General features: G+C 63.5%; 24 protein-coding genes. 22 read left to right on the top strand and 2 right to left on the bottom strand.

Annotated elements, in window-relative coordinates; translation table 11 throughout:
- The first annotated feature begins 60 nt into the window (after positions 1 to 60).
- The gene (locus PCE31106_RS20460) at positions 61 to 1,392 is read left to right on the top strand and encodes a porin family protein (protein WP_174975337.1); all 1,332 of its coding nucleotides are present in this window, start codon (positions 61 to 63) and stop codon (positions 1,390 to 1,392) included.
- Between the two features lie 138 nt (positions 1,393 to 1,530).
- Here the strand turns inward: PCE31106_RS20460 and PCE31106_RS20455 are convergent, their stop codons facing one another.
- A complete protein-coding gene (locus PCE31106_RS20455) occupies positions 1,531 to 2,160 on the bottom strand; it encodes a hypothetical protein (protein WP_150564527.1) in 630 nt (209 codons plus the stop codon).
- Between the two features lie 203 nt (positions 2,161 to 2,363).
- Between PCE31106_RS20455 and PCE31106_RS24410 the strand changes: the two genes are divergently transcribed.
- The 12 genes from PCE31106_RS24410 (at position 2,364) to rlmD (ending at position 14,118) form a co-directional block, all read left to right on the top strand.
- On the top strand, positions 2,364 to 3,089 hold the full coding sequence (locus PCE31106_RS24410; RefSeq protein ID WP_017231417.1) for a helix-turn-helix transcriptional regulator: 726 nt from the start codon (positions 2,364 to 2,366) through the stop codon (positions 3,087 to 3,089).
- Between the two features lie 325 nt (positions 3,090 to 3,414).
- The gene (locus PCE31106_RS20445) at positions 3,415 to 4,617 is read left to right on the top strand and encodes a CaiB/BaiF CoA transferase family protein (protein WP_150564536.1); all 1,203 of its coding nucleotides are present in this window, start codon (positions 3,415 to 3,417) and stop codon (positions 4,615 to 4,617) included.
- A gap of 104 nt (positions 4,618 to 4,721) precedes the next feature.
- On the top strand, positions 4,722 to 5,753 hold the full coding sequence (locus tag PCE31106_RS20440) for an ABC transporter substrate-binding protein (protein WP_017231419.1): 1,032 nt from the start codon (positions 4,722 to 4,724) through the stop codon (positions 5,751 to 5,753).
- Complete coding sequence (locus PCE31106_RS20435; RefSeq protein WP_026131493.1) at positions 5,753 to 6,565, top strand: ABC transporter ATP-binding protein; 813 nt, start codon at positions 5,753 to 5,755, stop codon at positions 6,563 to 6,565. Before PCE31106_RS20440 ends, PCE31106_RS20435 begins: the two co-directional genes overlap by 1 nt.
- 6 nt (positions 6,566 to 6,571) lie before the next feature.
- On the top strand, positions 6,572 to 6,706 hold the full coding sequence (locus tag PCE31106_RS24505) for a hypothetical protein (protein ID WP_017231421.1): 135 nt from the start codon (positions 6,572 to 6,574) through the stop codon (positions 6,704 to 6,706).
- A 21-nt stretch (positions 6,707 to 6,727) separates the two neighbouring features.
- Positions 6,728 to 7,546, top strand: coding sequence for an ABC transporter permease (locus tag PCE31106_RS20430; RefSeq protein WP_017231422.1), 819 nt, complete (start codon positions 6,728 to 6,730; stop codon positions 7,544 to 7,546).
- Between the two features lie 164 nt (positions 7,547 to 7,710).
- Positions 7,711 to 8,472, top strand: a complete 762-nt coding sequence (gene surE / locus PCE31106_RS20425; RefSeq protein ID WP_017231423.1) for a 5'/3'-nucleotidase SurE — start codon at positions 7,711 to 7,713, stop codon at positions 8,470 to 8,472.
- Entirely contained in the window at positions 8,469 to 9,617 is a 1,149-nt protein-coding gene (locus PCE31106_RS20420; RefSeq protein ID WP_150564526.1) for a protein-L-isoaspartate(D-aspartate) O-methyltransferase, read from the top strand. The genes surE and PCE31106_RS20420 overlap by 4 nt, the downstream gene beginning before the upstream one ends.
- An 86-nt stretch (positions 9,618 to 9,703) precedes the next feature.
- Positions 9,704 to 10,477 (top strand): peptidoglycan DD-metalloendopeptidase family protein, encoded by a 774-nt coding sequence (locus PCE31106_RS20415; protein ID WP_240756292.1) that lies wholly within the window; start codon positions 9,704 to 9,706, stop codon positions 10,475 to 10,477.
- 15 nt (positions 10,478 to 10,492) lie between these two features.
- The gene (gene rpoS / locus PCE31106_RS20410) at positions 10,493 to 11,578 is read left to right on the top strand and encodes an RNA polymerase sigma factor RpoS (RefSeq protein ID WP_150564525.1); all 1,086 of its coding nucleotides are present in this window, start codon (positions 10,493 to 10,495) and stop codon (positions 11,576 to 11,578) included.
- 114 nt (positions 11,579 to 11,692) lie between these two features.
- Positions 11,693 to 12,469: a 3'-5' exonuclease gene (locus tag PCE31106_RS20405; protein WP_150564524.1), complete on the top strand. Its 777-nt coding sequence runs from the start codon at positions 11,693 to 11,695 to the stop codon at positions 12,467 to 12,469.
- A 110-nt stretch (positions 12,470 to 12,579) separates the two neighbouring features.
- Entirely contained in the window at positions 12,580 to 14,118 is a 1,539-nt protein-coding gene (rlmD, locus tag PCE31106_RS20400; RefSeq protein WP_174975335.1) for a 23S rRNA (uracil(1939)-C(5))-methyltransferase RlmD, read from the top strand.
- 231 nt (positions 14,119 to 14,349) lie between these two features.
- Here rlmD and PCE31106_RS20395 read toward each other — a convergent pair whose 3' ends face one another.
- Entirely contained in the window at positions 14,350 to 15,015 is a 666-nt protein-coding gene (locus tag PCE31106_RS20395) for a Bax inhibitor-1/YccA family protein (RefSeq protein WP_369751541.1), read from the bottom strand.
- Positions 15,016 to 15,459: 444 nt separating this feature from the next.
- Between PCE31106_RS20395 and ndk the strand changes: the two genes are divergently transcribed.
- The 9 genes from ndk (at position 15,460) to hfq (ending at position 24,767) form a co-directional block, all read left to right on the top strand.
- Positions 15,460 to 15,885, top strand: coding sequence for a nucleoside-diphosphate kinase (gene ndk / locus PCE31106_RS20390; RefSeq protein ID WP_017231638.1), 426 nt, complete (start codon positions 15,460 to 15,462; stop codon positions 15,883 to 15,885).
- A gap of 59 nt (positions 15,886 to 15,944) precedes the next feature.
- On the top strand, positions 15,945 to 17,066 hold the full coding sequence (gene rlmN, locus PCE31106_RS20385) for a dual-specificity RNA methyltransferase RlmN (protein ID WP_017231637.1): 1,122 nt from the start codon (positions 15,945 to 15,947) through the stop codon (positions 17,064 to 17,066).
- Between the two features lie 261 nt (positions 17,067 to 17,327).
- A complete protein-coding gene (locus PCE31106_RS20380) occupies positions 17,328 to 18,356 on the top strand; it encodes a RodZ domain-containing protein (RefSeq protein WP_174975332.1) in 1,029 nt (342 codons plus the stop codon).
- Positions 18,357 to 18,374: 18 nt separating this feature from the next.
- Positions 18,375 to 19,655, top strand: coding sequence for a flavodoxin-dependent (E)-4-hydroxy-3-methylbut-2-enyl-diphosphate synthase (gene ispG / locus PCE31106_RS20375; RefSeq protein WP_039829649.1), 1,281 nt, complete (start codon positions 18,375 to 18,377; stop codon positions 19,653 to 19,655).
- A 21-nt stretch (positions 19,656 to 19,676) separates the two neighbouring features.
- Positions 19,677 to 21,053, top strand: coding sequence for a histidine--tRNA ligase (gene hisS, locus PCE31106_RS20370; protein WP_130025657.1), 1,377 nt, complete (start codon positions 19,677 to 19,679; stop codon positions 21,051 to 21,053).
- A 32-nt stretch (positions 21,054 to 21,085) separates the two neighbouring features.
- Entirely contained in the window at positions 21,086 to 21,715 is a 630-nt protein-coding gene (locus PCE31106_RS20365; protein WP_017231562.1) for a tetratricopeptide repeat protein, read from the top strand.
- A gap of 98 nt (positions 21,716 to 21,813) precedes the next feature.
- A complete protein-coding gene (gene bamB / locus PCE31106_RS20360; RefSeq protein ID WP_435873677.1) occupies positions 21,814 to 22,989 on the top strand; it encodes an outer membrane protein assembly factor BamB in 1,176 nt (391 codons plus the stop codon).
- Between the two features lie 77 nt (positions 22,990 to 23,066).
- Complete coding sequence (gene der, locus PCE31106_RS20355) at positions 23,067 to 24,404, top strand: ribosome biogenesis GTPase Der (protein WP_017231564.1); 1,338 nt, start codon at positions 23,067 to 23,069, stop codon at positions 24,402 to 24,404.
- 126 nt (positions 24,405 to 24,530) lie between these two features.
- Positions 24,531 to 24,767 (top strand): RNA chaperone Hfq, encoded by a 237-nt coding sequence (gene hfq, locus PCE31106_RS20350; RefSeq protein WP_010807283.1) that lies wholly within the window; start codon positions 24,531 to 24,533, stop codon positions 24,765 to 24,767.
- The last annotated feature ends 82 nt before the right edge of the window (positions 24,768 to 24,849 follow it).

The following is a 24,849-nucleotide window of genomic DNA, read 5'->3' as shown; positions in this document are numbered from 1 at the left end:
CAATACGTGTTTGTTGGATTGCGCGCGGACGCCTGTCCGCACCTTTACCCGGGGGGGATCATGAACACTCATCGCTTTTTTCCCGTTGCCGCTATTCCGTTGGGGGTACTGCTTTTCACGCTATCGGCCCAGGCTCAGGAGCATACGAACCCATCGCCGGACGACCGTCTGCAAATGTTGATGGACATGGTCGACCGGCAGCAGCGGGAAATTTCTTCTCTCAAGCAGCGCCTCACGGATATCGAGATGGCGCAACGCGGACGCGGTCTGACCGCCTGGGATACTGCGCAGATCGCGCAGGTCTCGCCCGGTGACGGATCGGCCGCCGGTTCGGCGGGCACGCCGGGCGGCGGCGCCGCCGGCGCGGCGGGGCCCTCATCGGCCACGCCGATCGGCGAGACCCAGCAGATGCAAAAGAGCACGAGCGAATCGCAGCGCACGCCGGCCGAAGAGGCGGTTGTGCAGGCCCAGCACGCGCCGCTGTTCGACCACAAGCTGACCATCGATACGGGGATCAGCTACAGCTACTACGACCGGCGTCAACTCGTGCTGAGCGGCTTTCTCGCCCTCGATGCCATCTTTCTCGGTCAGTTGAATCTCGGCGAGACCAAGGCCAACGTCTGGACGTTCGACGTCAACACGCGCTACGGGATCAATGACCGGTTGAGCGTGGCGTTCGACGTGCCGTATCTCTACCGCAATTCGGACTTCATCTCGGGTGGGGTGGGCGGCGCGGCATCGTCGGTGAGCGACATCAGCAAGAATTCGGCGAACATCGGCGACGTGAATGCGTCCCTGTACTACCAACTCGTCAAGGAGAACGCGAACTGGCCCGATATCGTGGCCTCGTTTCGCGTGACCGCGCCGACCGGTACGTCACCGTTTGGCATCAAGCTCGGCACGCCCGATCCGACCAATAACAACCTGACGACGCCGTCGCGACTGCCGACGGGCAACGGCATCTGGGCGTTCACGGCCGGCCTGTCGTTCCTGCGCACCTACGATCCGATCGTCTTGTTCGCGAACGTGGCGTACACCTACAACGTGGCCCGCACGTTCGACGACGTCTCTGCTGTCGAAGGCACGACGCAACCCGCGAAGGTCAAGCTCGGCGACATCATTCAGGTGGGCGCGGGCATGGCATTGGCGCTCAACGACAAGACGGCGCTGTCGATCTCGTATTCGACGGCGATCTCGCGCGCGACGAAGACGGCCAGCCCAGGCGGCGCCTACACCACGGTGGCGGGCAGCTCGACGAACGCGGCGTCGCTCAATTTCGGCATCAACTATGCGATCAACAAGCACTGGACGGTCAACGGTTACGTCAATGCGGGGATGTCGCCGGACGCGCCGAACTACGTGATCGGTTTGCGCTTCCCGTACACGTTCTGATGACGGGGGCATCGCGTAGGTGTGGAAGAAGGCAGCAGGAACGGGGTTTGCGCGTCGCCGGCACCGACGACGCGCATGGAATCAAGGTCAGGGAAGGCGGATGCAATAGCGACGGGCGCGGCCCGTCGCGACCTTCGGTTAGCGCGACGAGCGGGGGGGCATAGCGCCAACCCCTGCGTTGACGGACAGACGGGTCGGCTGCATTCCCGCGGACAGGGCAGGGGGTGAAACGTGCGAAATCGCAGCGATCATGCGCGGCCCATTCGGCAAGGAAATCGATGCCTGCGTGGGTTTGGGCAGTGGCGCGGGAGGGACGACTTCGTCCCAGAGGCGTACATTGTTCGCCGTTTGCGCCACGGTGTGGGCCGGAGCAATGGCGACGGGCGCAATGCCCGGCACGTTGGCGACGATGCTGTGCTGCAGGTTCGCCGCACGCGTGCTGGCGAGCAAGGCGTCGCTGACCGCGACCGGAACGCCGCGCATATCGACCGCCTGGGCTTGCGCGGAGACGGCAACGCACGCCGCCACCAGACAACCCATAGCAACGCACGTCATCTTGACGCTGATCTTCTTGTTCATGGTATGCCCCCCGGCCTCCAACGACTGTCCTCCCAGCACACGTTGTATTTTATGGCGCGATTCGAGAAAAGGAAGGGAAAAAAGTAATAGCGGAATGTTAGAAAATTGAGTAAATAATTTACGCAGATTGCGGTTTGTCGCGCGAAGGCAACATGGAGCGGCGTTCGTGAGTTCGGGACCCGGTGCCATGCGGGTTTCGTGCGTAAATTGCGCTACAAGCGAGGTGACGCCTGATGTTTGCCTCATGACGAAGGCTGGAGGGTTTCTTCGGTTTTCGTAGCCGCCTGGGCATGTGTCGAGCATGCGACAGGCGGGCAACTCATGAGCACATCGGGCTTGATAACAAGCGGGGCGGCGGCCCGGGGGGGCTGACCGGAACGACGGGGGAAACCATGCGTGTGCTGGTCGTGGGTGAGGCTGCCAGTTGGCTGAGCGGCCTGCAGGTCGCACTGCAGACCGACGCGAACGCGACGCCGCCGGTTTTGCGTCATGTCGACGAGGTGACGGCGCAGGACTGGCTTTGGTTGCGCGAGTTGCCGTCGCGTCGCGCGCTCGTGCTTGCCGAGTCGGTGGCCCGTACGCCAGACATCGATGGTCTGTGTGCGACCGCCGCCGACTGTGCGCCGCCCGTCCCGGTACTCGTTATCGGAGATGCGGGTTTTCCCGATGAAATCATTCGCTGGCTGCAGGCTGGTGCGGCGGCATGTCTGCCATGGCCGAGTTCGGTCGCGCGCACGCGTGCGGTCTTCGATCTGGCGTTCACGGGCGGTCGATTCGTTCCCGACGAGGCTATCTCGGCATTGCTCGTGCTTTGGCGCCAGGAGGCACTGGGCGAAGCGCTGCCGCTCTCGCGTCTGCCGGTGTTCCCGATGGGCGGCGACAAGGCGACGCAACTGGCCGAGTCGGCGCTGCTCGGTATCTCCGCGCGGCAGTACGAAATTCTGGCACTCCTATCGCGCGGTTTATCCATCAAAACGATCTGCCAGCAACTGGTGATCTCCGAGGGAACCGCCAAGACCCACGTGTCTGCCCTGTATCGGCGGCTCGGCGCCCGCAATCGTGGCGAGGCGATCTACATCGCGGCGCAGCGCGGGGCGCGTCATCTGTTCGAGACCTGACGAGCGGCCCCGGGTTGCCCGATCGGATTTTGCGACCATTCAACCCGGAACTTTCCGGGAATCGCTGCGCGATGGTTGGCCGATCGCGGACTGTCGAATTACTATACGAGCTTCGTTTGCCACCCATTGCGACAGGCGCCGCCGACGGCGGCGTCTCAGCGTCGACGGCGATGCCCGTCGACGAGGCACAGGAGTCCACGCGTTGTCCAAGTCGTCCAAGCCGTTCGAATCTGTATTGCCGCAAGGTTCCGCCCCGGCGTCTACGGCATCTGCCGCCGACCCGTCTTCCGAAGCCACCTCGTCGCAGGGGGGCGGCGCCGCCGGTCTGCCGGCGCGCGGCGCGCTCGCTGGCGTGAAGGTGCTCGAACTCGGCACACTCATCGCGGGCCCGTTTGCCGCGCGCATGCTGGGGGAGTTCGGCGCCGAAGTCATCAAGATCGAGGATCCGCAGCACGGCGATCCGTTGCGCAAGTGGCGCAAGCTGCACCCCGACGCGGGCGGCACGTCGCTCTGGTGGGCCGTGCAGGCCCGTAACAAGAAATCGGTGACGATCAACCTCAAGTCTGCCGAGGGGCAGGAGATCGTGCGCAGGCTCGCCGCGCAGGCCGACATCGTGGTCGAGAATTTCCGTCCCGGGCTGCTCGAGCGATTCGGATTGGGGTACGAGCAACTCTCGGCCGACAATCCGGGGCTCGTGATGGTGCGCCTGTCGGGCTACGGGCAGACCGGGCCGTACCGTGACCGGCCCGGCTTCGGCGCGATTGCCGAGTCGATGGGCGGACTGCGCCATATCACCGGGTATCCGGACCTGCCACCGCCGCGCATCGGCATTTCCATTGGCGACTCCATCGCGGCGCTGCACGGCGTGATTGGCGCGATGATGGCGCTGCATCACCGCAATGTGAACGGCGGGCGGGGGCAGGTGGTCGACGTCGCCCTTTACGAGGCCGTTTTCAACCTCATGGAGAGCGTGGTGCCCGAGTACAGTGTGGCCGGCATGGTGCGCGAGCGCACGGGCGCGTCGCTGCCGGGGATCGTGCCGTCGAACACCTATCCGTGCGCCGACGGCATGATTGTGGTGGGCGGCAACAGCGATCCGATCTTCAAGCGGCTGATGCACGCCATCGGCCGGCCCGATCTGGCGGACGATCCCGCCCTTGCGCACAACGACGGCCGCGTGCCGCGCACGCAGGAAATCGACGACGCCATCGGCCAATGGACGCGCGCGCGTCCGATCGACGATGCCCTGGCCGTGCTGCAAGGGGCCGACGTGCCCGCAAGCCGTATCTATACCGTGGCCGACATGTTCAAGGATCCGCAGTTCATCGCGCGCGAGATGATTCAGCGTCACACGTTCCCGGACGGCACGCCCATCGATCTGCCGAACGTCACGCCCAAGCTTTCGCAAACGCCGGGGCAGACGCAATGGCTCGGCCCGGCACTTGGCGAGCACACCGAAGAGGTGCTCGGGCAACTAGGTTATGATGCCGAACGAATCAAGGCACTGCGCGAGAACGGCGTCATTTGAGCTGCGCTGATCTCGCGCAGGACCGCGGGGCGCGGCACCGTCTGCGGCTCGCGAATAAGCACGTTACACCAAGAAAAAACGCTGCAACCACGGAGACAAACCTCATGCAACGACGTCAGTTCGTCACGACGCTGGCCGCGGCCGGCTTGATCGGCGCAGGCATTCGCCCGAGCTTCGCGCAAGGCAAACTCGAGAAGACCAAGGTCGCGATCGCCGTCGGCGGCAAGAATCTGTTCTATTACCTGCCGCTCACGATTGCCGAACGCCTGAATTACTTCAAGGACGAAGGTCTCGACGTCGAAATCTCGGATTTCGCCGGTGGCTCGAAGGCGTTGCAAGCCCTCGTGGGCGGTAGCGCCGACGTGGTGTCGGGCGCTTACGAACATACGATCCTGTTGCAGGCGAAAAACCAGTTCATCCGCGCGTTCGTGCTGCAGGGGCGCGCCCCGCAGATCGTCTTCGGCGTGTCGAACAAGACAATGCCGAATTACAAGTCGCTGGCCGACCTGCGTGGCAAGAAGATTGGCGTGACGGCGCCCGGCTCGTCCACCAACATCATGGCGAACTTCGTGCTGGCCAAAGGCGGCGTCAAGCCCAACGAGGTGGCGTTCGTCGGTGTCGGCGCGTCGTCCGGTGCGCTCGCCGCGATTCGCTCGGGCAATATCGACGCCATCGTCAACCTCGATCCGGTGATCACCATGCTCGAGCGCGACAAGGAGATCCGCGTGATCTCGGACACGCGTACGCTCAAGGAGACGGTGTCGGTGTTCGGCGGCCACATGCCGGCGGGGTGCCTGTACACGAACGAATCGTTTATTCAGAAGAATCCGAATACGACGCAGGCGCTGACCAATGCCATGGTCCGTGCGTTGCGCTGGCTTCAGACGGCTGGGCCGGCGGATATCATCAAGACGGTACCCGACGCCTATCTGCTGGGCGACCGCGCCTTGTACCTCGATGCCTGGGGCCGCGTGAAAGAGGCCATGTCCCCGGACGGCCTGATTCCCGCTGACGGCCCGGCCACGGCGCTGCGCACGTTGCAGGCGTTCGACGAGTCCGTCAAGGGCAAGCCGATCGATCTGGCGAAGACGTTCACGAACGAATTCACGAAGAAGGCCGACGCCAAGTACAAATGATGACAGCGCCGGCTCTGAGTTTCGACAGCATTACGTGTACGTTCGTCGCGCGAGACGATCGCGCGAAGCGTTACACGGCCGTGGCCGACACCTCGCTCGACATTGCGCCGGGCGAGTTTGTCTCGGTCGTCGGCCCCACCGGTTGCGGCAAGTCGACGTTGCTCAACGTCGCTGCCGGGCTGCTGGCGCCGTCGTCCGGCACCGTCAAGGTGTTCGGCGAGGCGCTCAAGGGCATCAATTCGCGCGCCGGCTATATGTTCCAGGCCGAAGCGCTGATGCCCTGGCGCAACGCCATCGACAACGTGACCGCGGGGCTGGAGTTCCGTGGCGTATCGGCCGAGGAAGCGAAGGCACGCGGACACGAGTGGCTCAAGCGCGTGGGGTTGGGCGGGTTCGGCGATCGCTACCCGCACCAGCTCTCGGGCGGCATGCGCAAGCGCGTGGCCATGGCGCAGACGCTGATTCTCGATCCGGACATCATTCTGATGGACGAGCCGTTCTCGGCGCTTGACATCCAGACGCGTCAGCTCATGGAAAACGAGTTGCTCGATCTGTGGGCGGCCAAGCGCCGGGCGGTGCTGTTCATCACGCACGATCTGGACGAGGCGATAGCGCTATCGGACCGTGTCGTGGTGCTCTCGGCAGGGCCGGGCACGCATCCGATCGGGGAGTTCCGCATCGATCTGCCGCGTCCGCGCGATGTGGCGGAAATCCGCACGCATTCGCGCTTCACCGAGCTGCACGCCCAGATCTGGGACGTGCTGCGAGAGGAAGTGCTCAAGGGCTATGCGCAACAGTTGAAGGCCGTCTGACACGTCATGTGGCAAATCACCGACTTTCTGTTCGGCGGGTGCGGCTGGGTGCAATGGCTGGACTGGCTCGACTGGCTGGATGGGTTCGATTTGCCGGATGGCTTTGGTGGGTTCGATTGGCTTGTCCGATCGCTCGTCTGATATTCCCGGAATTTGTTCGTCATGCGTAATCGTTCGATCATGCGGCACTTGCGGTTGTGGCAATGGCTGCTGCTGGTGGTGGCTTTTCTCGTCTGGTATGTCCTCACGAGCCCGACGCTGCTCCCCGCGTTCTACTTCGACAGCCCCGACAAGGCGGCTTTCTTCTTTGGCGAGCCGCAGAAGGTATTGCTCCAGATCTGGCAGTGGTTCGCCGGCGGGGAGATCTATCTGCATCTCGGCGTCACGCTGCTCGAGACCGTGCTCGCCTTTGTCATCGGCACGGTGTTCGGGCTGGCGGTGGGACTGTGGCTGGCGCTCTCGCCGAGCGCGGGCGCGCTGTTCGATCCGTACATCAAGGCGGCCAACTCAATGCCTCGCGTGATTCTCGCGCCGATCTTCGGCGTGTGGTTCGGGCTTGGCATCTGGTCGAAAGTCGCGCTGGGTGTAACGCTGGTGTTCTTCATCGTGTTCTTCAACGTGTACCAAGGCGTAAAGGAAGTCAGTCCGGTCGTGCTGGCGAATGCCCGCATGCTGGGCGCGAATCAGCGGCAGTTGCTGCGTCGCGTGTATCTGCCGAGCGCCACCAGCTGGGTGTTCTCCAGCCTGCACAACTCGGTCGGACTCGCGTTCGTCGGGGCAGTGGTCGGGGAGTATCTGGGGTCGGCGCGCGGCGTGGGCTACCTGATTCTGCAAGCGGAAGGCACGTTTGACATCAACGCCGTGATTGCCGGCGTCTTGATCCTGACGGCGTTTGCCCTCGTGCTCGACGGGCTCGTCGGTGTGGTCGAACGGCGTTTGCTCGTCTGGCAGCCCCAGGCCGGCGAGACCGAGAAGATGTAAGGTACGGCCGCTGGCGACGCCGATGTCGCCGGCGGTCGTGACGGCATGGCGGCAAATTTGTGGCAGATCCGTGGCCGTTGTGTTGCCACCGAATCGCCGCAACGACAGGCGTGATGCTGTGATGGCGTCATATCCGGGCACCTTTCCTCGGTTACAATTGCCGCATGCGAATCCTGCTCAGCAACGACGATGGGTATCAGGCGCCTGGCCTGGCCGCGCTTTACGAAGCGCTGGCACCGCTTGGCGACATTACCGTAGTGGCGCCCGAACAGAACTGTAGCGGTGCGTCCAATTCTCTGACCCTGCAACGGCCGCTGTCGGTATTCAAAGGCGGCAACGGCTTCACGTTCATCAACGGCACCCCGACCGATTGCGTGCACATAGCGCTGACCGGGCTGCTCGACGAAAGGCCCGATATCGTTGTGTCCGGCATCAACAACGGCCAGAACATGGGCGAAGACACGCTCTACTCCGGCACGGTAGCGGCGGCCACCGAAGGGTTTCTCTTCGGGATTCCCTCGTTCGCCTTCTCGCAAGTCCATAAAGGCTGGGATCACCTCGATAGCGCGGCGCGCGTGGCGCGCGAGGTCGTCGAGCGGTATATGGAGCGCCCGCTGGGCGCGCCCTTCCTGTTGAACGTCAATATTCCCAATTCGCCGTACGACCACCTTAAGGGCGCAGTGGCGACGCGACTTGGGAAACGGCATCAATCGCAGCCGGTGATCCGTCAGGAGAATCCGCGCGGCGAAACGATTTACTGGATCGGGCCGGCTGGCGACGCGCGCGACAGCAGCGAAGGCACCGATTTTCACGCCGTGGCGCACGATTACGTCTCGGTCACCCCCTTGCAACTGGATCTCACGCATACCGCACGACTTGGCGTCGTGCACGACTGGCTGGCCAGCGCAGGGGTGACCCAACGATGACGACACCGCCAAAGCGTTTTCCTCTCCCCTTGGCCGATGTGATGAGCCGTCGGCAACGTCAGGCGCCGGTGCTCGACAAGGCGTCGCGGGCCAGTCCCGCCGGCGCGCCGCCTGCCGCGATGACGCGCGCCGCGGCGCCCGCAAGTCAAGGGAACGGAAAGACGCCGACTGGCGGCAATCTTTCTCCGAATACGCACGGCGGCCTGCGGGCTGCCGCGACGCCAATGGCCGGCGCGTCGGCGCGTCCCGGCGGCGCACAGACGCCGCACGCGGTCGTACCGAAAGGACTTGCGCGACCCGCGTCCGCTCCCCACGCGCAGCCCGCGCCGCATGCTGCGAAAGGTGCGCCGCGGCCCACCGTCAAAACAGCGGGGACAGGGCATGCCCAGCCGGGCGCGGCCGTCGGTGCCAGGGGCGCGGTGCGCGGAGTGACGGCAACGAAGGTTTCGGCGGGTGGCACGGGACGTGCGAGCGCCTCGGCGCTCGGGAATTCGCCGGATGGCATCGGACTGACCTCCGAGCGGGTGCGCGCGCGGATGGCTGAACGCGTGGCCGCATCCGGCGTCAAACACCCGGGCGTGCTGGCGGCGCTGGCGACGGTGCCGCGTCACGGATTTGTCGACGCGGCGCTCGCCAATCAGGCCTATGAAGACGCGGCGCTGCCGATCGGTCACGGGCAGACGATTTCTAAGCCATCGGTCGTCGGGCGCATGATCGAGCTGCTGCTTGCTGGCGGGCGTCCGCTGGAGAAGGTGCTGGAAATCGGCACGGGATGCGGCTACCAGGCGGCGGTCCTGTCGTGTGTGGCGCGCGACGTGTACTCGATCGAACGCGTGCGTCCGCTCCATGAGCGTGCCAAGGCCAACTTGCGACCGCTGCGGGTGCCGAATATTCGCCTGCATTACGGAGACGGGCGGCTAGGGCTGCCGACGGTCGCGCCGTTCGACGGCATTGTGATTGCCGCTGCCGGACTGGAAATTCCGGACGCGCTGATCGATCAACTCGCCGTTGGCGCACGCCTCATCGCGCCCGTGGGCGGTGAGCAACAGATTTTGACCCTCATCGAGCGCACCGGTACGCGCCAGTGGCGCGAGACCCAGCTTGATAGGGTGTTATTCGTCCCCTTAAAATCGGGCATCATCTAAGCCCGACGGGCCTTATTCTGCGGAGGATTTGAGTGAATTTGCGAGCGGGTTTCCAACAACGCGTCGCCAGCGTCCTGTTGCTGAGCATGCTGGCAGCGTGCGCATCGCGACAAGTCGGGGCGCCGGTCGTCGACCGTACCGTAGGCGGTGTGGCGACCGACGGTAGTGCGCCAGGCGCAGCGCCTGTCATCGACAACACGCCGGTGCCGGCCGGGTATTACCGCGTCAAGCCCGGCGATCGCCTCTATCGCATCGCGCTGGAGAACGGTCAGAACTATCGCGATATCGCGCGCTGGAACAATATCCAGAACGCGGATCAGATCGAGGTTGGCCAGGTCTTGCGTGTGAAGCCACCTGCGGGGGATACCGGCACGCCGTTGCCGGCGCCGCTCGCCAGCAACAATGTGGCCTCGGTGCCGCCGGCGGTCGTGACGCCGCCGGCCAGCGCGTCGGCGACGGCCGCACCGTCCGCACCGTCCGCCGTGTCGAGTGGCGAGTTGCAATTGTCGTGGCCAGCCAAGGGCAATGTCGTTGGCCGCTTCGACGATTCGAAGAACAAGGGTCTGAACATTGGCGGGACCGTCGGCGAGCCTGTCTATGCGGCGGGAGCGGGCAAGGTCGTGTATTCGGGGGCTGGCCTGCGCGGCTATGGCAACCTCGTCATCATCAAACACGACGCTACCTTCTTGACGGCGTATGCGCACAACCGCACACTGTTGGTCAAGGAAGGCGACTCCGTCACGCGGGGTCAGAAAATTGCCGAAATGGGCAACTCGGATGCGGATCGTGTCATGCTGCATTTCGAGGTACGTCGCGACGGCAAGCCTGTAGATCCGATGAAGTATTTGCCGCCTCAATAAACTAGGCAGGGTCGAATGCTCAAGAGAAAGCGTCGCACTTCGCAAGAGGAAGACCTCGCTGCCCCGGAGCCCGATCAGGAAATCGACGATCGGCAATCCCGGCAGGACGAGGACGTGGACGACGCTTTCGACGAGCGCGAGGCGGAGGAGGACGACGACGCGTCGTCGTCCGACGCGGCCGAAGCCGGTGCCGCCGGCCGCAAGCGCAAGCCCGAGGCCGAGGACTTCGGCACGGTGCTGCAGGCCGAACTTACGGCGGATACCGTCCAGCACTATCTCAACCGTATCAGCGTCAAACCGCTGCTCACGCCCGCGGAAGAATTCGATTACTCCACGCGTGCCCAGGCTGGCGAGTTTGCGGCCCGTCAGGTCATGATCGAGCGCAATCTGCGCCTCGTCGTGAGCATTGCCAAGGGCTATCTCAATCGCGGTGTGCCACTGCTCGATCTGATCGAGGAGGGTAATCTCGGCTTGATGCATGCGATTGAAAAGTTCGACCCGGGTCGCGGGTTCCGTTTTTCAACCTATGCCACGTGGTGGATTCGCCAGAGCATCGAGCGCGCCATCATGAATCAGGCGCGCACCGTACGCTTGCCGGTGCATGTGATTCGCGAACTCAATCAGGTGCTGCGCGCCAAGCGTCATCTTGAAAAGAGTGCGGCGTATGTCGATGGTGGCGAGCAGCGCGACGCGAGTATCGAAGACATCGCCGATTTGACCGGCAAAACGCCCGAAGAGGTGATCGACATCCTCGCGCTCAATGAGCATGTGGCGTCGCTCGACGCGCCGCTGGAAATCGATCCGGGCAGTAGCTTGCTCGATTTGCTCTCGGACGATCACAGTGCGGCCCCGGAGCAGGAGGTGCAGCATCGCGAGCTGGAAGACCTCATGCGCCTTTGGCTCTCGCGCCTGTCCACCAAGCATCGCTACGTCATCGAGCGACGGTTCGGACTTAACCGCGTGGAACCCGCCACGCTGGAAGAACTGGCCGACGAAATGGGACTGACGCGCGAGCGCGTTCGTCAGATCCAGCAAGAGGCGCTCGTCAAGCTCAAGCGCTATTTCGCATCCAATGGGGTGCGCAAGGACGCCGTGCTCTGATTGGTGTCGACCTCGACGACCGCCGCCATTCGCCGCCCGCGTCATCGGGGGCGGCATGCCATGACGTCGCCGTGATGCGGCGGCGCGCACTGAATTTCACTTCACATTCTGACCATGTCATCACCTGTCCTCGTCTTCGATATTGAAACGATCCCCGACGTTGACGGCCTGCGCAAGCTCGAGCCGGCGTACGCCGGGCTGTCCGACGATGCCGTGGCCGACGCCGCCTTTGCCGCCCGCCGTGAAAAGGTGGGGCACGACTTCCTGCCGTTGCACTTGCAGCGCGTTGCGGCAATCTCGTGCGTGTTTCGCGATCGCGACGGCTTTCGTGTGAAATCCCTCGGTACGCTCGACGATGGCGAGGCGGCACTCGTCTCCGGCTTCTACCGCACAATCGAGAAGTACGCGCCGCAACTCGTGTCGTGGAATGGCGGCGGCTTCGACCTGCCCGTGTTGCATTACCGCGCGATGATTCACGGCATTGCCGCGCCGCGCTATTGGGACATGGGGGAGGACGACCGCGAGTTCAAGTGGAACAACTACATCAGCCGATATCACCAACGTCATCTGGATTTGATGGATCTTCTGGCGATGTATCAGGGCCGTGCAAACGCGCCGCTCGACGACCTGGCCAAGCTGTGCGGGTTTCCAGGCAAGCTCGGCATGGACGGCAGCAAGGTCTGGGAAGCGTTCCGCGCGGGCAAGCTTGAGGAGATTCGCAATTACTGCGAGACGGACGTGGTGAACACGTATCTGGTCTATTGCCGCTTTCAGTTGATGCGGGGCGGTTTGCGTCAGGCGGAGTACGCGCAGGAGATCGAATTCGTGAGACGCTCGCTCGAAGCGGAAGCGGCGCCGCACTGGAAGGAATATCTCGCCGCCTGGGCGTGATCGCCTGAGTTTGGGGCCGGGGGATGTCGGCGCTGCGCGAACGAGCGTACGTCAGTGGCGAGCGAATCGATTAAAATGTCCGGTTTGCTGTCGCACATGAGAACAACGACGTGACCCGCTCCTCCCGAAATTCCTCACGCGGCCGGCCGGCTGCCGAGCCCGGCATTATCGATATCGAATCGCTCGACATGGAAGCGCGCGGCGTCGGCCGCACCGCGCCCGAGGGCGAGCCGGGTGCACCGGACTACAAGCCCGGCAAGGTGATCTTTGTCGAAGGCGCGCTGCCGGGCGAACGCGTCACCTATCTCAGCTATCGTCGCAAACCCAAATTCGAGCAGGCCGAAGCCGTTGATGTGCTGCGCGCCAGCCCGATGCGCGCCAAGCCACAGTGCCCGCACTTCGGCAAGTGCGGTGGGTGCTCGATGCAGCATCTCGAGCCGCGCGCACAAATCGCTATCAAGCAGCGTGTGCTCGAGGACAATCTGGCGCGTCTGGGCAAGGTGAAGGCCGAAGCCATCCTTCGGCCCATTCAGGGGCCAGACTGGGGCTATCGCTTCCGCGCACGTCTGACGGTGCGATACGTCCCGAAAAAGGGGGGGGTGCTCATCGGATTCCATGAGCGCAGGAGCAGCTACGTGGCCGACATGGACTCGTGCGAAGTGCTGCCCCGCCACGTTTCTGACATGCTCGTGCCGTTGCGGCGCCTGGTCGAGTCGCTGTCCATTCGGGAACGTCTGCCGCAGATCGAACTGGCGATCGGCGCCGAGGTGACGGCGCTCGTGCTGCGTATTCTCGAGCCCCTCACGCCTGCGGACGAAGACATTCTGCGCGCCTTCGCCGAGGCAAATCACGTCCAGTTCTGGGTTCAACCGAAGGGGCCGGACACCGCGGTGCCGTTCTACCCGCTGCACCCGGAATTGCATTACACCCTGCCGGAATATCAGATCCGGATGCCGTTCAAGCCGACGGACTTCACGCAGGTCAACCATCAGATCAACCGTGTGCTCGTGCATCGCGCGTTGCGCTTGCTGGCGCCGGCGTCGCATGAGCGTGTGCTCGATCTGTTCTGCGGCCTGGGGAACTTCACGCTGCCACTGGCCCGTCGCGCCGGCACCGTCATGGGGATCGAGGGCAGCACCGCGCTCACGGAGCGCGCGCTCGCGAATGCGCAACGTAATGGCGTGGCCGAACGGACCGAATTCGCGTGCCGGAACCTGTTCGACATCACGCCGGAGGATATTCGCGCATTGGGTGCGTTTGACCGCTACCTGATCGATCCGCCGCGCGAAGGGGCGCTGGCGGTATCGAAGGCGCTCGCCGAATTGGCGCAGCAGGGCTACGACGGCCTGCCCAAGCGCATCGTCTACGTTTCCTGCAGTCCGGCAACGCTGGCGCGTGACGCGGGCGTGCTCGTGCATGAGGCGGGCTATCGCCTGACGCTGGCCGGGGTGGTGAACATGTTCCCACACACGTCGCACGTCGAGTCGATGGCCGTGTTCGAGCATGAGAGCATCGGGCAGCCGTGGGTGCCGACGGTGCGGGTGTCGGCGTCGGATGCTTCCGCCGATCAGGCCGATCAGGGCATTGAGGGCGTTGAGGCGATTGCCGGTGCTACCAGTGGCGACGGCGTGATTCACGACGAGGCCTGATCGTGCGTGATGGCGGCGGCTGGCCATCGGTTGCGGCGGCCGCGGCGCTGCAGCGGCCGATGTATCCGGGCGGGCGGAGTGCAGGCCTGAGCGACCCGGCCCACTAGCGCATCGGGTGGGCCGCACATCGCAAAATCCCGTCACGCAAAGAAAAAGCCAGTCCCGAAGGACTGGCTTTTTCACATCCGCGACGTGGTGCGGAGTTGCCCGCCGCACCGCCTGTCGGTCGCGTCAGTTGCGATTGCCGCCGAGCACGCCGAGAATGGCCAACAGATTGGTGAAAATGTTGTACAGGTCGAGGTAAATGGCCAGCGTCGCGGTGACGTAGTTCGTCTCGCCGCCATTCACGACACGCTGCACATCGAACAGGATGTACGCGGAGAAGATGGCGATGGCGATCACCGACACCGTCAGCATCAGCGCCGGCAGTTGCAGCCAGATATTGGCGACCGAGGCCAGCAGGATCACGAGCACGCCCATGAACAGCCACTTGCCCAGCCCGCTGAAGTCACGTTTGCTGACCGTGGCGACCGTTGCCATGACGCCGAAAATCACGGCGGTGCCACCGAACGCCATCATGATGAGCGATGCGCCGTTCGAGAATCCCAGCACGAAGCTCAGCAACCGTGTGAGCATCAACCCCATGAAGAACGTAAAGCCCAGCAGCAACGCCACCCCCACGCCGCTGTTCTTGAAGCGCTCAATGGCGAACATGAAGCCGAATGCGATCGCGAGGAACGCGATCATGCTGACCATCGGGCTGCCCGCGAACAGCGCGAAGCCATAGTTCACGCCCAGCCAGGCCCCCGCAATCGTCGGCAGCATCGACAAGGCGAGCAGCCAGTACGTATTGCGCAGCACCTTGTTGCGCATCTGTACGGTCGTGACGTCGCGCATCCCGCCGTAGCCGAAACGTTGGAAATCCTGGTTCATATCTTGTGTTCTCCGTGGTCATTGTGCCCGCCGGCGGGGCCGGCAAGCGCCTCTTGACGCTTACGACGACCGGCTTTAGTCGCCGGTCGATCCCCCGCAGCCATTCGTCTGGCTCGTCGTCGAAGCCACAGGATACCGAAAGATGGCGGGGAAAGCGCTCGGACGCTTCTCAAAATGTCAGGGCGAATGCCTGAATTTCAATCCGCCTCGCCGTTGTCCAACCCTCCTATGTAGGGAAGGTGTCGGAATCCCGCGATGATCCTGACTTCACGACAAGCCGGATCGTCCCGGCCGTCCTGCGTTTGAGCGGTATGCGCACTGTAGGTTCCATCCCCATCATAACAGCCTTCGTGCTACAATCACGGGTTCATGTTGGTTGTATAACTGCTTAATTTTTTGGAGTTTTTCATGGCAGTCGAACGCACTTTGTCGATTATCAAGCCCGATGCCGTTGCCAAGAACGTGATCGGCCAGATCTATAGCCGCTTCGAGAACGCGGGCCTGAAGATCGCTGCTGCCAAGCTGGTGCATCTGTCGCGCGCCGAAGCCGAGCAATTCTACGCCGTGCACAAGGAACGTCCGTTCTTCAAGGATCTGGTCGATTTCATGGTCTCGGGCCCGGTGATGATCCAGGTTCTGGAAGGCGAGAACGCCGTGGCGAAGCATCGCGATCTGATGGGTGCCACCGACCCGAAGAAGGCTGAGAAGGGCACGATCCGCGCCGACTTCGCCGATAGCATCGACGCCAACGCCGTGCACGGCTCGGACGCCGCTGAAACGGCTGCCGTGGAAGTGTCGTTTTTCTTCCCGGGCATGAACGTCTACGCGCGCTAAGCCGCGTTTAGCCGCTCCATGGCAGGAAGTTACCGAAGGGATGTTGAAGGACCCAGGTCATGACCAACCTCACGAATCTGCTTGATTACGATCCGGACGGTCTGGCCGCCTATTGCGGCTCGCTCGGCGAGAAGCCGTTCCGTGCCCGCCAGCTCCAGCGTTGGATCCACCAGATGGGCGCCGCCGATTTCGACGGCATGACCGATCTGGCCAAGTCGCTGCGCGAGAAGTTGCACACACGCGCAACGATCGCGTCGCCCGATGTCATCACCGACCACCTGTCGGCTGACGGCACGCGCAAATGGCTGCTGGACGTGGGCAACGGCGATGCCGTCGAAACGGTCTACATCCCCGAGGAAACGCGCGGCACGCTTTGCGTCTCTTCGCAGGCGGGCTGCGCCGTCAATTGCCGGTTTTGTTCGACCGGCAAGCAGGGTTTCTCTCGCAATCTGTCGCTCGGCGAGATCATTGGTCAGTTGTGGATGGCCGAATTCGCATTGCGCCGCGACCTCGGACGCGAGGGCAAGAACGAGCGCGTTATCACCAACGTGGTGATGATGGGCATGGGCGAGCCGCTGCTCAACTTCGAGAATGTTGTGGGGGCGATGCGCCTGATGCTCGATGACAACGCCTATGGGTTGTCACGTCGCCGTGTCACGCTGTCGACCTCGGGTGTCGTGCCGATGATGGATCGGCTGGGCCAGGAGTTGCCCGTGGCGCTGGCGGTGTCGCTGCATGCGCCGAACGACGCGCTGCGCGATGTCCTCGTGCCGCTCAACAAGAAATATCCGTTACGCGAGCTGATGGGCGCGTGCGAGCGTTACCTGGAAGTGGCGCCACGCGATTTCATCACGTTCGAGTACTGCATGCTCGACGGTGTGAACGACACCGAGGCGCATGCGCGCGAGCTGGTTGCGCTGACGCGCGACGTGCCGTGCAAATTCAATCTGATCCCGTTCAATCCGTTTCCCGAGTCCGGGCTGTTGCGCTCGAAGGATCCGCAGATCAAGCGCTTTGCGCAAGTTCTGCTCGACGCGGGCCTCGTGACGACCGTGCGCAAGACGCGTGGCGACGACATCGACGCCGCTTGCGGTCAACTCGCCGGCGAGGTGCAGGATCGCACGCGACTTGCACAACGCGGAAAATTCGGGAAAATCGCGGTCGAGGTGCGTACCGTATGACGTTGCGCATGGGCGAGCGCGGACCGTGGCGAGGGCCGTCGGCCCCGCGCGTGCCATGTCGCTCGTCGGATCTGTCTCGCACGACAGCATTCCTTGCGCAGGGCGCGTTTTGTGTCCTGCGCAATTCCTTCAGTTCCTTGCAGAAACTTCTGATGCGCCGAGCAGATTCTTACGCCGCGCGCACGGCAGGTGATGGTGGGGAATTGTGGTCAGCATATCCTCAGCCGCTGCGGGCGGCTGCTTACGAACGGGGGCGTATCGATGGATAACCAGAATCAGGCGCAAGCCGGCGGGCAAGCCGAGGCTCAGGGCCCGGGCGCGTCACAGGGCGCGGCCGCCGGATGGGCTGAGCTGGGGGCGCAGGTGGGAGCGCAACTGGCCGCATTGCGCGAGAAGCGCGGCATGTCGATCGAAGACGTGTCGGCGCGCCTGAAAATCTCGGTGCAAAAGCTCAAGCGCCTGGAAACCGGCGAGTGGGAAGCGCTGCCGGAAATCCCGTTTATTCTGGGGGTCGTGCGCAGTTATGCACGTATGCTCGGGGCCGACCCGGAGCCGATGGTCGAGCCGCTGCGCAGTTTCGGCCGCGCCGCTGCCGTCGACGTTCCGCAGGCGCCGGTGGGCCAGCCCAGCATCCCGAAGAGCCCGGTGCGTTTCCGCTCGCCGGTCGCCGCGTCGCAGGCCAAATGGCCTTGGGCATTGGTGGCTCTGGTCGTGATCGCGGGCGCCGCGTGGTACTTCGGCAACGCCCACAAGGCGGGCCGTGGGTCGGTCGAGCCGGCCGAGCTGGCCAGCGCTGTGTCGGCGCAGGGGGCGGAGCCCGCCAGCCAGCCCGTGGTGACCGACGCCAATGGCACGCCGCCGGGCGCGGAAAGCGCGAACATCGGAAATACGGAAAGCACGGTCGACAGCGCTTCGGCCACGACGGCGGCGGGCCCGGGCCTGATCGCTGCGGCCGACCCGACGCATGTGGTTGCCGGGCTCGCCGGGGCGAGTTCGCCTTTGGCGGCGGCGCCCACGCCGGCATCTGCGGTCAGCGCGGTCGCGCCCGGGACCGGCAAGATTTCGTTGCGGTTGAAATCCGATAGCTGGGTCGAAGTGCGTTCGAAGGGCGGCAAGGTGCTGTTCTCCCAGCTGATGCGCGCGGGTACCGCACAGGAAATTACAGGCGATGCGCCGCTCAAGATCGTTGTGGGCAACGTGGCGGGCGTCGATTCGCTGGAATTCAACGGTCAACCGGTCGAGATCAAGTCCCGCAATGCGGGTAACGTGGCGCGTCTGACGCTGCAGTGAGACCGAAAGAGGGTAATCATGGCTTCTGTAGAATGCATGCCGATCATCGGCGGTCCGGCACCTCGTCGTCAGTCGCGTAAGGTCGCCATTCGCTGGGGCGGCCAGCTCGTGACGGTCGGTGGCGACTCGCCGATTCGCGTGCAATCGATGACCAACACCGATACCGCAGACGCGATCGGTACGGCCATTCAGGTCAAGGAACTTGCGCAGGCGGGCTCGGAACTGGTGCGCATCACGGTGAACACCCCCGAAGCGGCCGCCGCGGTGCCGGCGATTCGCGATCAACTCGATCGCATGGGCGTGGCCGTGCCGCTCGTGGGCGACTTCCACTACAACGGCCATAAGCTGCTCGCCGACTACCCTGCGTGCGCCGAGGCGTTGTCGAAGTACCGTATCAATCCGGGGAACGTCGGGCAGGGCGCCAAGCGAGATACGCAGTTCTCGCAGATGATCGAAATGGCGATCAAGTACGACAAGCCGGTGCGAATCGGCGTGAATTGGGGCAGCCTGGACCAGGCGTTGCTCGCGCGCATCATGGACGAGAACGCTGCGCGCGCCCAGCCCTGGGACGCGCAAAGCGTGATGTACGAAGCGCTCATCACGTCGGCGCTCGAGTCGGCGGCGTTGGCGCAGCGCGTGGGTCTGTCGGCCGACAAGATCTTGCTGTCGTGTAAGGTGAGCGCCGTGCAGGACCTGATCGCCGTGTATCGCGAACTGGCCAAGCGGTGCGACTACGCGCTGCATTTGGGATTGACCGAAGCCGGCATGGGCTCGAAGGGTATCGTGGCGTCGACGGCGGCGCTGTCGGTGCTGCTGCAGGAAGGGATCGGCGATACGATCCGCATCTCGCTTACGCCCGAGCCGGGCGGTGCGCGTACCGCGGAAGTTGTCGTGGCGCAGGAAATTCTGCAGACGATGGGCCTGCGTGCGTTCGCGCCGATGGTCATCGCCTGCCCGGGTTGCGGCCGCACGACGAGCACGGTGTTCCAGGAACTCGCTTCCAGTATTCAGACATATCTGCGTGAACAAATGCCGGTATGGAAGGCTCAATATCCTGGCGTCGAGACCATGAACGTGGCGGTGATGGGCTGCATCGTGAATGGTCCGGGGGAATCGAAGCACGCGAACATCGGCATCAGCTTGCCGGGGTCGGGCGAATCGCCGGCCGCGCCGGTCTTTGTCGATGGCGAAAAGGTCCGCACGCTGCGCGGCGATCGCATCGCCGAAGAGTTCCAGCAGATCGTCGACGAGTACGTGAAGACCCGCTACGCTCAGACCGAAGGGGCGGTCACCGCCTAAGCAGGCAGGACACAAGAAAATATGACTGACGCAAAGAAGAAGCGCCCCGCCAAACTGGCCGGGGTCAAAGGCATGAACGACATCCTCCCGCAGGATGAGGCCTTGTGGGAGTTTTTCGAGGAATCGGTGCGCGCCATGCTGCGCGCGTATGGCTATCAGCAGATCCGCACGCCGATCCTCGAGCATACGTCGTTGTTCACGCGCGGTATTGGCGAAGTGACCGATATCGTCGAGAAGGAGATGTATAGCTTCACCGATTCGCTCAACGGCGAGCAGCTCACGATGCGCCCTGAGGGAACGGCTGCGGCTGTTCGCGCAACGCTCGAACACAATTTGCTGTACAGCGGCCCGAAGCGCCTGTGGTACTTCGGGCCAATGTTCCGCCACGAGAAGCCGCAGCGCGGCCGCTATCGCCAGTTCCACCAGGTGGGGGTTGAAGCACTGGGGCTTGCCGGCCCGGATGCGGACGTCGAAATCATCCTGATGTGCCAGCGCCTGTGGGACGATCTCGGCCTGACCGGCATCCAGTTGCAACTGAACTCGCTGGGCCAGGGCGAAGAGCGTGCGCGTCATCGCGCCGATCTGATTGCCTATCTCGAGAAGCACGTCGACCTGCTCGACGAAGACGGCAAGCGCCGTCTCTACACGAATCCGTTGCGCGTGCTCGATACGAAGAACCCGGCGATGCAGGCGATGGTCGAAGGGGCGCCGAAACTCATCGATTATCTCGGCGAGGACTCGATCAAGCACTTCGAAGGCGTGCAGTCGCTGCTCAAGGCGAACAACATTCCGTTCACGATCAATCCGCGTCTGGTGCGCGGTCTGGATTACTACAACCTGACCGTGTTCGAATGGGTGACCGACAAGCTCGGCGCGCAGGGTACGGTCGCCGGTGGCGGCCGCTACGATCCGCTGGTCGAGCAACTGGGTGGCGACGCCACGCCGGCGTGCGGCTGGGCGATGGGCGTTGAGCGCATTCTCGAATTGTTGCGCGAAGACGACCTCGTGCCGCAGGCCGAAGGGGCCGACGTCTACGTCGTGCACCAGGGTGAGGCGGCGGTTGCGCCGGCCTTGATCGCGGCCGAACGCATGCGCGACGCCGGGTTGAACGTCGTGTTCCATTGCAGCCCGGACGGCAAGGGCAGCAGCTTCAAGTCGCAAATGAAGCGAGCGGATGCGAGCGGCGCGAACTTCGCCATCATCGTCGGTGAAAACGAGGTGGCGTCGGGTACCGTCGTCGTCAAGCATCTGCGTGCCGCCGATCCGGCGAACAACCAGACGAGCGTGGCGTTCGAGGCCCTCGCGGAACACCTGATCGACGCCATCGTCGCCAGTGCCGACGAAAGCGTGAACGAAAGCCTGGCCGATGACGGCACGGCGAACACGACGCTTCACTAACCCAAGACGCCAGACACGGAGAACCCCGGCGAATGAGCAGCTATCACGAGGAACAGGAACAGATCGAGAACGTAAAGGCCTGGTGGAAGCAGTACGGCAATTACGTTGTCTGGATGCTGGTCGTCATCATGCTGGCCTATGGTGGCTGGAACCTGTGGCGTTATTACGACCGCAAGCAGACTGTCGAGGCCGGTGTGCTTTACGGCGAGCTGGAAACCGCGATCGACGCCAAGGACAAGGCGAAGGTGGCGCGTATCGCGTCGGACATGGAAAGCAAGTTCAGCGGCACGCCTTACGCCCAGATGACGGCGCTACTGGCGGCCAAGTCGCTGGCGGACGCGGGCGATGTGGCGCTCGCGAAGGCGCAACTGCAATGGGCTGTGTCGAACGCGAAAGACGACGAGTACAAGCAACTCGCCAAGCTGCGTCTGGCCGGTGTGCTGCTCGACGAGAAGGCGTACGACGAGGCGCTCAAGCTGCTCGACAATCCGCCGGCACCGTATGCCGGGCTGTTTGCCGATCGCCGTGGCGACGTGCTCGTCGCACAGAGCAAGATGGCCGACGCGCGGGCCGCATACAAGCTGGCACTCGACAAGCTCGATAAGCAGGACTCGGGCATGCGCCAGTTCGTTCAGTTCAAGCTCGACGCGCTGGGGGCATGACGCGCGTCGGCATTCCGTTGGCAAGTATTACCCTCCCATAACGCAAAATCGGGTACATGATGATCTTTAACGACTTCCGTCGATCGATGCCGCAAACGATGGCCATGTCACAGTCCGTCTCGACGCGCCGTGGCATTTTCAAGCGCGCGGGCAGCGCCGTGACGATGCTGGCCGTGCTGGGTACGCTGGGAGGGTGTGGACTCTTTGGCAGCAAGCCGGCGCACGAGCCGACGCCGCTCACGGAGATCAAGCAGGCGCTGAACGTCAAGCAGATCTGGACGGCGAGCGTCGGTAAGTCCGGCGCCTATAGCTTCGCACCGGTCGCCGTGGGCAACGCCGTGTTCGCGGCGGGCGCCAACGGCAGCATCGTGCGCGTGGATGCCGACACGGGCGCGTCGACTTGGTCGGCCAAGGCGGATACGAACATCACCGCCGGTCCGGGCAGCGATGGCGAGACGACGGTCGTCGCCACGCACAAGGGCGACGTGATCGCGTTCGATCACGACGGCAAGTCGTCCTGGAAGGCCAACGCCGGTAGCGAAGTGCTCACGGCGCCGCTGGTCGGTCGGGGTCTGGTCGTCGTGCGCGCGATCAACAACCGGGTGACGGCGTTTGACGCCGCCACCGGTTCGGTGCGCTGGTCGTACTCGCAGCCGACGTCGACGCTCACACTGCGCACCGGGACCGGCATGACGTTTTTGGGCGATCGTGCGGTCGTGACGGGCTTCCCGGGTGGCAAGCTGGTGGCGCTCGATGCCAACACCGGCAACCCGCTTTGGGTCACGCCGCTGTCGTACCCGAAGGGCGTGACCGAGGTGGAGCGTGTGAACGACGTCACGGGCACGCCGGTCGTCTTCGGCCGCCAGGTGTGCGGCGCCACGTTCCAGGGCCGGGTGGGATGCGCCGATGTGCAGACCGGCAATGGCCTGTGGGCGCGTGATTTTTCGTCGCCGAATGGTGTGACGCAGGACGAGCGTGTCGTGGCGGCGGTCAACACCGACGGCGCCGTCTACGCTTTCAACGCTGCCGATGGCAGTACACTGTGGCAGAACGACAAGCTCAAGTATCGCGACTTGTCGGCGCCGTTGGCGCTCGGCCGTGTCGTGGTGGTGGGCGACAAGCAGGGCTATTTGCATTTCCTGTCGCGTGAGAACGGCGAACTGCTCGCCCGCGTCAAGCTCAGTGGTGCGATCAGCGCACAGCCGATTCTCGCCGGCCAGACGCTGGTCGTGCAAACGCGCGACGGCAACATTTACGGCTTCCGTCCGGATTAACCGGTGACCGGCAGCACCCGGGCATTTTCCGGGAACGGCCGGCAGCGCGCCGGCCGTCTTCGTTTTTAGGCTTATTCATGAAACCCGTGATCGCGCTCGTAGGGCGCCCCAACGTCGGCAAATCGACGCTATTCAACCGTTTGACCCGCTCGCGCGACGCGCTCGTCGCCGACATGCCCGGGCTCACGCGCGACCGTCACTATGGCGAGGGGCGCGTTGGCGAGCATCCGTACCTGGTGATCGACACCGGTGGCTTCGAACCCGTGGCCAAGGACGGCATTTTCCACGAAATGGCCAAGCAGACGCGCCAGGCCGTGGTCGAGGCCGACGTGGTGATCTATATCGTGGACGGGCGTCAGGGCCTGACGCCACAAGACCAGATCATCGCGGACTATCTGCGCAAGACGGGACGCAAGATCATGCTCGTGGTCAACAAGGCCGAGGGCATGAAGTACAGTGCGGTCGCGAATGACTTCTACGAACTCGGCCTGGGCGATCCGCTGGCGATCTCGGCGGCACACGGCGACGGCGTCAAGGAAGTCATCGACGAAGCCATCGCGCCGTTCTATGCCAATCAGGACGAGAACGAGGACAGCACGCGCGACGACGGGCGAGTGAAGATCGCGATCGTCGGGCGTCCTAACGTTGGCAAGTCGACACTGGTCAACACGCTGCTCGGCGAAGAGCGCGTGATCGCGTTCGACATGCCGGGGACCACGCGCGATTCGATCCACATCGAATTCGAGCGTCAGGGGCGAAACTACACGTTGATCGATACGGCCGGGCTGCGTCGTCGTGGCAAGGTGTTCGAAGCGGTTGAAAAGTTTTCGGTCGTGAAAACACTGCAATCGATTGCCGATGCGAACGTGGTGATCCTCATGCTCGATGCCCGTCAGGACATCTCCGATCAGGACGCGCACATTGCCGGCTTCATCGTCGAGTCGGGACGTGCGGTGGTCGTCGGCGTGAACAAGTGGGACGGGCTGGACGAGTATTCGCGCGACCAGATCAAGCAGGAGCTTGAGCGAAAACTCAAATTCCTTGGCTTTGCGAATTTTCACTTTATCTCGGCGACGAAGTCCACGGGCATTGGCCCGCTGATGCGCTCGGTGGACGATGCGTACGCGGCGGCCATGACCAAGTTGCCGACGCCGAAGCTCACGCGCGCCCTCAACGAGGCGGTGGAGCACCAGCAGCCCCGGCGTTCCGGGTTCTCGCGTCCGAAGTTGCGCTACGCGCACCAAGGGGGCTCGAATCCGCCGATCATCGTCATCCACGGGAATAGTCTCGATGGCGTGACCGACAGCTATCGCCGCTATCTGGAGAATCGTTTCCGGGAAACTTTTAAGTTGAAGGGCACTCCATTACGCATAGAGTTTCGCAACAGCGCGAACCCTTACGCCAAGGGCGAATGAAAGCCAAACCCGGGCGGGGTTTTGCTGGCGACGCTAGCAAAATCAGCTATAGTGTGGAAGTCAAGGCGGGAAGCGCGCACACGCCTTGACTTACGGTCATTTGCTAAAAATACAACGGAGTTATATATGAGCAACAAAGGGCAACTTCTACAAGACCCGTTTCTGAACGCCTTGCGTAAGGAGCATGTTCCCGTCTCGATCTATCTGGTCAACGGTATCAAGCTGCAGGGAAACATCGAGTCGTTTGACCAGTATGTCGTCCTGCTGCGCAACACGGTCACCCAAATGGTTTATAAGCACGCCATTTCGACGGTCGTGCCTGCGCGTCCGGTGAATTTCCATCCGGAAGCCGAGCAGTCCTGATTCAGGCTCGCCCGACCGGGAGTCACTCCGGCCGGGCGAATTTCTCTTCCCCATCGCCCGCTCTTGTCCAACAGCCCCAATA

The organism is Pandoraea cepalis (assembly GCF_902459665.1).
Lineage (GTDB): Bacteria > Pseudomonadota > Gammaproteobacteria > Burkholderiales > Burkholderiaceae > Pandoraea > Pandoraea cepalis.
Note: the sequence above shows the minus strand (reverse complement) of the source record. Positions and strands in the feature narration are given on the sequence as shown.